Source organism: Streptomyces prasinopilosus (assembly GCF_001419695.1).
GTDB lineage: Bacteria > Actinomycetota > Actinomycetes > Streptomycetales > Streptomycetaceae > Streptomyces > Streptomyces prasinopilosus.
On record NZ_LIRG01000065.1, the window covers coordinates 1 to 12,287 of the forward strand.

The following is a 12,287-nucleotide window of genomic DNA, read 5'->3' on the forward strand; positions in this document are numbered from 1 at the left end:
GGAGCGGGGGAGGCTGGCTGAACGTGGAGTCCACCGTCAACCGGCACCACGGCGGCCTCATCTTCAACAGCCGGGACGTCACCGAGCGCGTACGGCTCCAGGCACAGCTCCAGCACAACGCCGAGCACGACCCGCTCACCGACCTGCCCAACCGCGCCCTGTTCACCCGGCGCGTCCAGCAGGCCCTGTCCGGACGCCGGGCCTCCGACCGCGGCGCCGNNACCTCGACGGCTTCAAGGCCGTCAACGACACCATCGGCCACCAGGCGGGCGACGAACTGCTGATCCACGCCGCCCGCAGACTGCGGGACGCGGTCCGCAAGGGCGACACCGCCTCCCGGCTGGGCGGCGACGAGTTCGCCGCCCTGATCGTGGGCGACGGCACCCGCGACCGGGAGGCCCGCGAGCGGCACATCCTGGAACTCGCCGACCGCCTCAGGGTGACCCTTTCCCAGCCCTACCTCATCGACGGCAACGATGTCCGGGTCAACGCCTCCATCGGCGTCGCCTTCGCCGAACCGGCCCTCGGCGCCGGTGAGCTGCTGCGCAACGCGGACCTCGCCATGTACCGGGCCAAGGCGGCCGGCAAGGGCCGGGTGGAGCTGTACCGGCCGCAGATGCAGCAGGACGTCGCCCGCAGGGCGGAACTCGCCACCCGGCTGCGCGCCGCGCTGCACGACGGCGAGTTCGCGCTGCTGCACCAGCCGGTGGTGTCCCTCCAGGACGGCAGGATCACCTCGGTCTGCGCCCAGGCGCGCTGGCGTTCCTCACAGGGCGTGCTCTTCACCCCCGCGGAGTTCCTGCGGGTCGCCGAGGACAGCGAGAAGACGGCCGAGCTGGGCCGCTGGCTCCTCGAGGAGGCCGTCGAGCAGGCCGCCGAACGGCAGGCGACGGGAGCGGCGGTACCCGTGGCGGTCCGGATCGGTGCGCGCCGGCTGCTGGACCGGTCACTGCCGCTCGGCTCGATCGAGGCCCTGCTCACCCGGTACGGGCTGCCCTCCGGCTCGCTGGTCGTCGAGGTGGCCGAGGCCGACGCGCGGGTCTGCCTGGACGAGCTGGAGCGCCGGCTGACCGCCCTCAAGCGGGTCGGCGTCCGGATCGCGCTGGACGGCTTCGGCAACGGCTGCGCGGCGATCACCGCCCTGCGCCGGCTCCCCGTCGACGTACTGAAACTCGACCGCACCCTGGTCGAGGGCGTGGTCGAGTCCGCGCGGCTGCACAAGATCACCGGTGGACTGCTGCGGATCGCCGGCGACCTGGGCATGCAGTCCGTGGCCGAAGGGGTGGACCTGCCCGAGCAGGTCGTCGCCCTGCGCGCGATGGGGTGCACGCACGGGCAGGGCATGGCCTTCTCCGCACCGCTGGACGAGTACCGGCTGCGCAGGGCACTGCGCGCCGGCCGCTACCCGGTGCCCGACGGACCGGCCGAACCCGTGTACGCGGGCGGTGCTCCAGGAGTCTCCAACAGCCCCGGCGGGTACGCGTCGGGGATGGCCTCGATGCTCCGGAACGGCGTGGTCCTGCGCTCACATGATGAGACTCCCGTCCCACCCACTTGACAGTCGGTGCGCGCCGGGGGGAGGGTCAATGCCATGCGCACCCGAATTCTCGTACTTGGCCAGCGCGTCGGCTGACGCTGAGCATCGCCCGCTCAACGCCCCCGCCCGACGCGCTCCCCTCGCTTGCCTCATGGCACGAGGGGTTTTTTGTTGCACCAGCACCTCTCGCACCGTCCACGCACACCACGCGAACCTCGCGAAAACCCTCAGCATCGAGAAGAGAAGCCGATGACCGAGCAGGCCACCGGGGCCCACCCGCAGCCGCGGCCCCGATCCGGAGGACAGCAGTCCGCCCCCGAGAGCGTCACGGGCGCGCAGTCCCTCATCCGCTCGCTCGAGGAGGTCGGCGCCGACACGGTATTCGGCATTCCCGGCGGTGCGATCCTTCCCGCCTACGACCCGCTGATGGACTCCGTCCGGGTGCGCCACGTCCTGGTGCGGCACGAGCAGGGCGCGGGCCACGCGGCCACCGGGTACGCGCAGGCCACCGGCAGGGTCGGCGTCTGCATGGCCACCTCGGGCCCCGGCGCCACCAACCTGGTCACCCCGATCGCCGACGCGCACATGGACTCCGTGCCGCTGGTCGCGATCACCGGGCAGGTCGCCTCCAAGGCGATCGGCACGGACGCCTTCCAGGAAGCGGACATCGTCGGCATCACCATGCCGATCACCAAGCACAACTTCCTGGTCACCAAGGCCGAGGACATCCCGCGGGTGATCGCGCAGGCCTTCCACATCGCCGCCACCGGCCGCCCCGGCCCGGTGCTCGTGGACATCGCCAAGGACGCGCTCCAGGCGCGGACCATCTTCTCCTGGCCGCCCACCATGGACCTGCCCGGCTACCGGCCCGTCACCAAGCCGCACGCCAAGCAGATCCGCGAGGCCGCCAAGCTCCTCACCTCCGCGAAGCGGCCGGTCCTCTACGTCGGCGGCGGTGTCATCAAGGCCCGCGCCACCGCGGAGCTGAGGATCCTGGCGGAACTCACCGAGGCCCCCGTCACCACCACCCTGATGGGACTCGGAGCGTTCCCCGACAGCCACCCGCTGCACGTGGGAATGCCGGGCATGCACGGTTCGGTCACCGCCGTCACCGCGCTGCAGAAGGCCGACCTGATCGTCGCCCTCGGAGCCCGTTTCGACGACCGCGTCACCGGCAGGCTGGACAGCTTCGCCCCCCACGCGAAGATCGTCCACGCCGACATCGACCCGGCCGAGATCGGCAAGAACCGGGCCGCCGACGTGCCGATCGTCGGCGACGCCCGCGAGGTCCTCACCGACCTCGTCCAGGCCGTCCGCAAGGAGCACGCCGAGGGCCACCGGGGCGACCACACCGCCTGGTGGAGGGACCTGAGCCGCTGGCGCGACACCTACCCCCTGGGCTACGACCTGCCCGAGGACGGCTCGCTCTCCCCGCAGCAGGTCATCGAGCGCATCGGACAGCTGGCGCCCGAGGACACGATCTTCGCCGCCGGCGTCGGCCAGCACCAGATGTGGGCCGCGCACTTCGTCCAGTACGAGAAGCCCGCCACCTGGCTGAACTCCGGCGGTGCCGGAACCATGGGCTACGCCGTCCCGGCGGCCATGGGCGCCAAGGCCGGGCGGCCCGACCGGACCGTCTGGGCGATCGACGGCGACGGCTGCTTCCAGATGACCAACCAGGAACTCACCACCTGCGCCCTGAACAACATCCCGATCAAGGTCGCCATCATCAACAACGGCGCCCTCGGGATGGTCCGCCAGTGGCAGACCCTGTTCTACAACCAGCGCTACTCCAACACCGTGCTGCACTCCGGCCCCGGCGCGGACCCCGCCGAGAAGAGCGCCGGCACCCGCGTGCCCGACTTCGTCAAGCTGGCGGAGGCCATGGGCTGCTACGCGATCCGCTGCGAGGACCCGGCGGACCTCGACAAGGTCATCGAGGAGGCGAACTCCGTCAACGACCGCCCGGTCGTCGTGGACTTCATCGTCCACGAGGACGCCATGGTGTGGCCGATGGTCGCCGCCGGCACCTCCAACGACGAGGTCATGGCCGCCCGCGACGTCCGCCCCGACTTCGGCGACAACGAAGACGACTGAGCCGGGAAGAGCGAAGAGGAAACACGACATGTCCAAGCACACGCTCTCCGTCCTGGTGGAGAACACCCCCGGCATCCTGGCCAGGATCGCCGCGCTGTTCTCCCGCCGCGGCTTCAACATCGACTCGCTCGCCGTGGGCGTCACCGAGCACCCGGACATCTCCCGCATCACCATCGTGGTGAGCGTCGAGGAGTTCCCGCTGGAGCAGGTGACCAAGCAGCTCAACAAGCTCGTCAACGTGTTGAAGATCGTCGAGCTCGAACCCGGGCAGGCCGTCCAGCGCGAACTCGTCCTGGTGAAGGTGCGCGCCGACAACGAGACGCGCTCCCAGATCGTCGAGATCGTCCAGCTGTTCCGCGCCAAGACCGTGGACGTCTCCCCGGAGGCCGTGACCATCGAGGCCACCGGCAGCAGCGACAAGCTGTCCGCCATGCTGAAGATGCTGGAACCGTTCGGCATCAAGGAACTGGTCCAGTCCGGCACGATCGCGATCGGCCGTGGCGCGCGTTCGATCACCGACCGTTCGCTCCGCGCGCTCGACCGGTCCGCGTAAGACGGGGAACGGGCGGCCGCGACACACCGGCCGCCCGTATCCCGAGACTCCGAAACCTCCCCTCCCCCCGCCGTCATACGGTGGGACGCGACACCTGCACACAAGGAGAGAACCCAAAGTGGCCGAGCTGTTCTACGACGCCGACGCCGACCTGTCCATCATCCAGGGCCGCAAGGTCGCGGTCATCGGTTACGGCAGCCAGGGCCACGCCCACGCCCTGTCGCTGCGCGACTCCGGTGTCGACGTGCGCGTCGGTCTGCACGAGGGCTCCAAGTCCAAGGCCAAGGCCGAGGAGCAGGGCCTGCGCGTGGTGAGCCCCTCCGAGGCCGCCGCCGAGGCCGACGTCATCATGATCCTGGTCCCGGACCCGATCCAGGCCCAGGTCTACGAGGAGCACATCAAGGACAACCTGAAGGACGGCGACGCCCTGTTCTTCGGTCACGGCCTGAACATCCGCTACGGCTTCATCAAGCCCCCGGCCGGCGTCGACGTCTGCATGGTCGCCCCGAAGGGCCCGGGCCACCTGGTGCGCCGCCAGTACGAGGAGGGCCGCGGCGTTCCCTGTATCGCCGCCGTCGAGCAGGACGCCTCCGGCAACGCCTTCGCGCTCGCCCTGTCGTACTCCAAGGGCATCGGCGGCACCCGCGCGGGCGTCATCAAGACGACCTTCAGCGAGGAGACGGAGACCGACCTGTTCGGTGAGCAGGCCGTCCTCTGCGGTGGCACCGCGGCACTGGTCAAGGCGGGCTTCGAGACGCTGACCGAGGCGGGCTACCAGCCCGAGATCGCCTACTTCGAGTGCCTGCACGAGCTGAAGCTGATCGTCGACCTCATGTACGAGGGCGGCCTGGAGAAGATGCGCTGGTCGATCTCCGAGACCGCCGAGTGGGGCGACTACGTCACCGGCCCGCGGATCATCACCGACGCGACCAAGGCCGAGATGAAGAAGGTCCTCGCCGAGATCCAGGACGGCACCTTCGCCCAGCAGTGGATGGACGAGTACCACGGCGGGCTGAAGAAGTACAACGAGTACAAGAAGCAGGACAGCGAGCACCTGCTGGAGACCACCGGCAAGGAGCTGCGCAAGCTCATGAGCTGGGTCGACGAAGAGGCGTGAGCCGAGCGCTCCGGGGCGGTGCCGCGCGCTGAGCCGGCGCCGCCGCGGAGCCCTTCGGGCGGGCCCCGCCGGGGCCCGCTCCCGAACCCCCGCTCCGCCGCCGCTCCACCACCGCCACAGGGGCGGGGTCTTCCGTCGGCAGGCCGCTCCGGCCACTTACGGATGATCCTTCCGCGGTGACGCAGGACGACGTCCCGGCGCCACTACACTGCTGCACCATACGCGTCAGGCCCACAGCGTCGTGCGTCTTCCACGCGGCTACAGCGACACCGAGGAATTGCAGGCACACCCCGGCGCCGCTCCCCTCCACCGCATGCGGCCGTCGGGACGGCCGTCCGCATTGGACATGTGAGGACCCACGTGAGCTCGAAACCTGTCGTACTCATCGCCGAAGAGCTGTCGCCCGCGACCGTGGACGCGCTCGGCCCGGACTTCGAGATCCGCCACTGCAACGGCGCGGACCGGGCGGAGCTGCTGCCCGCCCTCGCCGACGTGGACGCGATCCTGATCCGCTCGGCCACCAAGGTCGACGCCGAGGCCATCGCCACCGCGAAGAAGCTCAAGGTCGTCGCGCGGGCCGGCGTCGGCCTGGACAACGTCGACGTCTCCGCCGCCACCAAGGCCGGCGTGATGGTGGTCAACGCGCCCACCTCGAACATCGTGACCGCCGCGGAACTCGCGTGCGGGCTGATCATCGCCACCGCGCGCAACATCCCGCAGGCCAACGCCGCGCTGAAGAACCACGAGTGGAAGCGCAGCAAGTACACGGGCGTCGAGCTCGCCGAGAAGACCCTCGGCGTCGTGGGCCTGGGACGGATCGGCGCCCTCGTCGCGCAGCGCATGTCCGCCTTCGGCATGAAGGTCGTCGCCTACGACCCCTACGTGCAGCCCGCCCGGGCCGCGCAGATGGGCGTCAAGGTGCTGACGCTGGACGAGCTGCTCGAGGTCTCCGACTTCATCACCGTCCACCTGCCCAAGACCCCCGAGACGCTCGGCCTGATCGGCGACGAGGCGCTGCGCAAGGTCAAGCCGGGCGTGCGTGTCATCAACGCCGCGCGCGGCGGCATCGTCGACGAGCAGGCGCTGTACGCGGCGCTCAAGGAGGGCCGGGTCGCCGGCGCCGGCCTGGACGTGTACGCGAAGGAGCCCTGCACGGACTCGCCGCTCTTCGAGTTCGACCAGGTCGTGTGCACCCCGCACCTCGGCGCGTCCACCGACGAGGCGCAGGAGAAGGCCGGCATCGCCGTCGCCCGCTCGGTGCGCCTCGCGCTCGCCGGCGAGCTGGTCCCGGACGCGGTGAACGTGCAGGGCGGGGTCATCGCCGAGGACGTCAAGCCGGGCCTGCCGCTCGCCGAGCGCCTCGGTCGGATCTTCACCGCGCTGGCCGGCGAGGTCGCGGTCCGCCTCGACGTCGAGGTGTACGGCGAGATCACCCAGCACGACGTGAAGGTGCTGGAGCTCTCCGCGCTCAAGGGCGTCTTCGAGGACGTCGTCGACGAGACGGTCTCCTACGTGAACGCGCCGCTGTTCGCGCAGGAGCGGGGTGTCGAGGTCCGGCTGACCACCAGCTCCGAGTCCGCCGACCACCGCAACGTCGTCACGGTGCGCGGCACCCTGGCCGACGGCGAGGAGATCGCGGTCTCCGGCACGCTGGCCGGCCACAAGAACGTCCAGAAGATCGTCGCGGTCGGCGACTACGACGTGGACCTCGCGCTCGCGGACCACATGGCCGTCCTGCGCTACGAGGACCGGCCGGGTGTCGTCGGCACCGTGGGCCGGGTCTTCGGCGAGGCCGGCATCAACATCGCCGGCATGCAGGTCGCGCGGGCCGCGGCCGGCGGCGAGGCCCTCGCCGTCCTGACGGTCGACGACACGGTGCCCCCCGCGGTGCTCGCCGAGGTCGCGGCGGAGATCGGCGCCACCTCGGCCCGCTCGGTGGAACTCGTCTGAGACCGCCGTCCCCGGGGGCCTCGCCCCCGGGTCCCGTCCGGCCCGAAAGGCGCCGGGCGACCGCACCGGCCGTGCGGTCGCCCGGCGCCTTTCGCGTCGTCCCGCTCAGACGGCCGCTTCCTCGGCCTGTGCCGCGGCGGCCCCTCCCGTACGGGGACTCCCCGCAGCGTCACGGCCGCCGGCACCGCCCCCGCCGCGAGGACGCCCGCCGCCGCGATCGCCGCGGCCTGCATGCCCTGGGCGAACGCCGCCCGGGCCGCCGCGGCCAGGGCGTCCCCCGCGCGCCCCGGCAGCCGGCCGGCCGCGGCCGGCGCGCCGCCCAGCGTCTCGCGGGCCGCGGCCGGAGCCGTGTCCGGGACGCCGTGGCGGTGGACGGCGGTCCCGATGGAGCCGAGGACCGCCGTGCCCAGTGCGCCGCCGAACTCCGCGCCCGTCTCCCTCAGGGAGGAGGCCGAGCCCGCACGCTCCACCGGGGCGGCGCCCAGCGCGAGATCCGTGATCCGGGACACCACCATGGTGACCCCCGAGGCGAGGACACCGCAGCCGGCCAGCACCAGCACCAGTGCGTCCGTGTCCACGAGCATCAGCGGTACGAAACCGCGGGCGGCGGTGACGAAGCCCGCCGTCACCACATGGGCGCGCCCGCCGCCGGCCGGCTCACCGCGGGGCTCCGCCGGGTGATCGGGGCCGCCGACCGGCGGTGACGGTCCTCGGGCCGGTCACAGCCGGCGCGCCTTCAGGGCCATGTGCAGCAGCAGCCGGTCCTCGCCGTCGTCCAGGTCGAGGCCCGTGACCTGCCCGATCCGGGACAGGCGGTAGTACAGGGTCTGGCGGTGGATGCCCAGCTCGGCGGCCGTGCGGCCGGCCTGGCCCGCGTGGTCGAGGTAGGTCTCGGCGGTACGGGCGAGTTCCCGGTGCGCCGGAAGGAGCAGCGGGCCGACGGCGGGGTCGGGGGCGGCCCGGCGGGGCAGCGCGGTCAGCAGCCGGTAGGGGCCGATCGACGACCAGTGGGCGACCGGGCCCAGCCGGGGCTCGGCCAGGGCCGCGCGCGCCGCCGCGGACGCCTCGCCCCAGGCGGCGCCCAGACCGGCGAGACCGGAGCGGGGCGTGGCGATCCCGGCGGCGGGGGCAGCCGCCGGAGGAGTCGCGGCCGGGCCGGTGACGGCGGGCCGGGGTCCGGCACCGCGCGGGCGGGCCCGCTCCAGGAGCCGGCCGGCGGCCGTCGTCGCCGGGGCCGGCGCGTCCGAGGCGCGCAGCCGCACCAGCAGGGCCAGGGACACGTCCGCGGACCCCCACGGCAGGGTGCACAGGGCCGCGGCGCCCGGCACCGTGCGCACCGACGGGGCGTCCTCGGGATCGGCGGAGGGCCACGGGGCCACGCACACCAGCGTGTACGGGCCGTCGGCGCGGCCGCCGAGGGCGGCGCGGAGCTCGGCGACCGCCAGATCGCGCTGCCCGTCGCGCTCCGCCCCGAGCACCGCCCGCAGCTCGCGGGTCAGATCGGCACCGTGCTGCGCCTCGTCGGCGAGCAGCGCCCCGATCCGGGTGGTCACCCCCATCGCCGCCGCCAGCTGCTCCTCGGAGGGGCCCGGATCGTAGTCGAGCAGCCAGACGTAACCGAGGACGACACCCCGATGGCGTACCGGGAGGCAGACGCGTCCGCGGTGCACCCCCGCCTCCGGGGTGCGCGGGATGCGCACCGGACCGGTCGCGCGCGTGATGCCGAAACCCTCGAACCAGGTGCGGACGGCGGCCGTCGAGCGGCGGGTCAGGATCGAGCGGGTGCGCACCGGGTCCAGCGCGGACGGATCGAGCTCGCCCTCGCTGTCGTACGCCCCGAACGCGATCAGCTCGAAGTCGCGGTTCTCCAGGGTCGCCGGGGCGCCCAGCAGCTCCGAGATCTCGTCCACCAGTTCCTGGTAGTCGCTCCTGTGTTCCGACGTCACCCCCGCATTGTCCCGCAGAACCGCGCGGCCTTCATACAACTGTCTGAGATCGGCGGCACGGATGCGTGACAGCTGTCGATGGTCCACGCTCGAAGGAATCCCTAGGTTTCACGGTGGTTCTCCGTGCCGTACCCGGAACACCGGGTGGCGGCCGTTTCGCAGCTTGTGGAGGTGCCCCGTGCTGGGTCCCGTGATTCTCGCCGCCTCACGCAGTGACCGGATGCGTCGCCTCGTCTCGGCGGCCCCGGTGACCAAGCAGGTCGTCGACCGCTTCATCCCCGGTGAGACCGTGGACGAGATCCTGCCCGTCATCGACGAGCTCACCGGCAACGGCCTGGAACTGACGATGGACGTCGTCGGCGAGGACATCACCACCCCCGAGCAGGCCACCGCCGCGCGCGACGCCTACCTGGAGCTGATCGGCCGCCTCGGCCCGCTGGAGCTCGGCACCCGCGCCGAGATGTCGGTGAAGCTCTCCATGTTCGGCCAGGCGCTCCCCGGCGGTCACGAACTCGCGCTCGCCAACGTCCGCCCGGTCGTCGAGGCCGCCGCCGCCATCGGCACCACGGTCACCCTCGACGCCGAGGACCACACCACCCTCGACTCGATGTTCGCCATCCACGACGACCTGCGGAAGGACTTCCCGCAGACCGGCTGCGTCATCCAGGCCTACCTCTTCCGCACGGAGCGGGACGCGCGCCGCCTCGCCGCGAACGGCAGTCGCGTACGGTTGGTGAAGGGCGCCTACAAGGAGCCCGCCGAGGTCGCCCACCAGGACAAGCACGAGATCGACAAGGCGTACGTGCGCATCCTGCGGACGCTGATGGAGGGCGAGGGGTATCCGATGATCGGGTCCCACGACCCGCGTCTGATCTCCATCACCCAGGAACTGGCCCGCGCCGCCGGCCGCAAGCCCGACGAGTACGAGTTCCAGATGCTCTACGGCATCCGCGGCGACGAGCACCTGCGCCTGGCCGCCGAAGGGCACCGCATGCGCGTCTACACGGCCTACGGCACCGACTGGTACGGCTACTTCATGCGCCGTCTGGCGGAGAAGCCGGCGAACCTGCGCTTCTTCCTGCGCTCGATGGTCAGCAAGGGCTGAGCCCGAGCACCCGCCGCCCGGCCCCAGCGGCCCGGGCACCCCAGCTCAAGCAGCCGCAGCTCAACTCAAGGAGTACGGAAACCATGGACGCTGTGACCCAGGTCCCCACGCCCGTCAACGAGCCGGTGCAGGGCTACGCCCCCGGCTCGCCCGAACGCGCCCGGCTGGAGGCCAAGCTCAAGGAACTGGCCGACAACCCGGTCGACCTGCCCTGCACCATCGGCGGCGAGAAGCGGATGGGCGGCGGCGAGCGCTTCGACGTCGTGCAGCCGCACAACCACAAGGCGCGCCTGGGCACCTACGCCAACGCCACCCGGCAGGACGCCCAGGACGCGATCGACGCCGCCCTCGCCGCGGCCCCGGCCTGGCGCGCGATGTCCTTCGACGACCGCGCCGCGATCATCCTGCGCGCCGCCGAACTGCTGTCCGGCCCCTGGCGCGAGACCATCGCCGCCTCCACCATGCTGGGCCAGTCCAAGACCGCGCAGCAGGCCGAGATCGACAGCCCCTGCGAACTGATCGACTTCTGGCGCTTCAACGTCCACTACGCGCGCGGCATCCTCGCCGAGCAGCCCCCGGCCAACTCGCCGGGCGTGTGGAACCGCATGGACCACCGCCCGCTGGAGGGCTTCGTCTACGCGATCACGCCCTTCAACTTCAGCGCGATCGCGGCCAACCTGCCCACCGCCCCGGCCCTGATGGGCAACGTGGTGCTCTGGAAGCCGTCCCCGACGCAGACCCACGCCGCCGTGCTGCTGATGCGGCTGCTGGAGGAGGCGGGCCTGCCCAAGGGCGTGATCAACCTCGTCACCGGCGACGGCATCGAGGTCTCCGAGGTCGCCCTGGAGCACCGGGACCTGGCCGGCATCCACTTCACCGGCTCGACCAGGACCTTCCAGCACCTGTGGAAGACGGTCGGCAACAACATCGAGAAGTACCGCACCTACCCGCGCCTGGTCGGCGAGACCGGCGGCAAGGACTTCCTGGTCGCCCACCCGAGCGCCGACCGCGCCGTGCTGAAGACCGCCCTGACCCGCGGCGCCTTCGAGTACCAGGGCCAGAAGTGCTCCGCCACCTCGCGCGCCTACATCCCGGCGTCGATCTGGAACGACGGTTTCAAGGAGGAGTTCGCCGCCGAGGTCGACGGCCTCACCATGGGCGACGTCACCGACCTGTCGAACTTCATGGGCGCTGTCATCGACGAGCGGTCCTTCGCCAAGAACAAGGCCGCCATCGACCGTGCCCAGGAGGACCCGTCCTGCACGATCGTCGCGGGCGGCTCCTACGACGACTCGGTCGGCTACTTCGTCCGCCCGACCGTCGTCGAGTGCTCCGACCCGGAGAACGAGGTCTTCCGCACCGAGTACTTCGGCCCGTTCCTCGCCGTGCACGTGTACGACGACCGCGCGGCCGACGCGTACGACACGATGCTGACCCAGATGGAGTCGGTCTCCGACTACGCGCTGACCGGCTCGGTCATCTCGGGCGACCGCGCGGCGGCCGCGTACACGATGGAGAAGCTGCGCTACGCGGCGGGCAACTTCTACATCAACGACAAGTCGACCGGCGCCGTCGTCGGCCAGCAGCCCTTCGGCGGCGGCCGCGCCTCCGGCACCAACGACAAGGCCGGCGCCCCGCAGAACCTGATGCGCTGGACCCTGACCCGCGCCATCAAGGAGACGCTGGTCCCGCCGACCGACTACACGTACCCGCACATGGGCTGACACCCCCGGCACCGGGACCCCCTCCGTACCGCTGCCGCTGCCGCTGCCCCGCCGGACGGGCCAGGTCGTCACGACCTGGCCCGTCCGGCGTTCCCGCAGGTCGCGGCGGTGGAGACGGGTTCACCGTCTCAGATAGTAGGAAGTCCGAGTAATTGTGCAGACAGATGCGCCGGGCCCCCTTATTTTTGTAGGAGCCGAACGTCTCGCTCGATCAAGCGAACGGCGGTAGCGAGCCGGGCCCCGTGCAGGCAACCCCTG

At 71.7% G+C, this 12,287-nt stretch carries 8 protein-coding genes and 1 pseudogene; 8 read left to right on the plus strand and 1 reads right to left on the minus strand.

The genetic code is table 11. The features are described 5' to 3' along the window. The 6 genes and pseudogenes from AOK18_RS33905 to serA all read left to right on the plus strand — a co-directional run. Positions 1-219, plus strand: a 219-nt coding sequence (locus AOK18_RS33905; protein WP_420865574.1) for a hypothetical protein, incomplete at both ends; no start/stop codon positions are given. 2 nt (positions 220-221) lie between these two features. Continuing rightward, positions 222-1,558 (plus strand): annotated as a pseudogene (locus AOK18_RS03815) (putative bifunctional diguanylate cyclase/phosphodiesterase); the annotation flags it as partial. A 228-nt stretch (positions 1,559-1,786) separates the two neighbouring features. After that, on the plus strand, positions 1,787-3,634 hold the full coding sequence (locus AOK18_RS03820; RefSeq protein ID WP_055693333.1) for an acetolactate synthase large subunit: 1,848 nt from the start codon (positions 1,787-1,789) through the stop codon (positions 3,632-3,634). 28 nt (positions 3,635-3,662) lie between these two features. Continuing rightward, positions 3,663-4,187, plus strand: coding sequence for an acetolactate synthase small subunit (gene ilvN / locus AOK18_RS03825; protein ID WP_030216544.1), 525 nt, complete (start codon positions 3,663-3,665; stop codon positions 4,185-4,187). A gap of 118 nt (positions 4,188-4,305) precedes the next feature. Beyond that, positions 4,306-5,304 (plus strand): ketol-acid reductoisomerase, encoded by a 999-nt coding sequence (gene ilvC, locus AOK18_RS03830; RefSeq protein WP_055693334.1) that lies wholly within the window; start codon positions 4,306-4,308, stop codon positions 5,302-5,304. Positions 5,305-5,664: 360 nt separating this feature from the next. Further along, positions 5,665-7,254: a phosphoglycerate dehydrogenase gene (serA, locus tag AOK18_RS03835; RefSeq protein WP_055571562.1), complete on the plus strand. Its 1,590-nt coding sequence runs from the start codon at positions 5,665-5,667 to the stop codon at positions 7,252-7,254. A 719-nt stretch (positions 7,255-7,973) separates the two neighbouring features. Here serA and AOK18_RS03845 read toward each other — a convergent pair. Beyond that, positions 7,974-9,218 (minus strand): PucR family transcriptional regulator, encoded by a 1,245-nt coding sequence (locus tag AOK18_RS03845; RefSeq protein ID WP_420865575.1) that lies wholly within the window; start codon positions 9,216-9,218, stop codon positions 7,974-7,976. Positions 9,219-9,378: 160 nt separating this feature from the next. Here AOK18_RS03845 and AOK18_RS03850 point away from each other — a divergent pair, with 160 nt between their 5' ends. Beyond that, positions 9,379-10,305, plus strand: a complete 927-nt coding sequence (locus AOK18_RS03850) for a proline dehydrogenase family protein (RefSeq protein WP_055574488.1) — start codon at positions 9,379-9,381, stop codon at positions 10,303-10,305. An 83-nt stretch (positions 10,306-10,388) separates the two neighbouring features. After that, complete coding sequence (pruA, locus tag AOK18_RS03855) at positions 10,389-12,029, plus strand: L-glutamate gamma-semialdehyde dehydrogenase (protein ID WP_055574489.1); 1,641 nt, start codon at positions 10,389-10,391, stop codon at positions 12,027-12,029. Positions 12,030-12,287 lie beyond the last annotated feature (258 nt).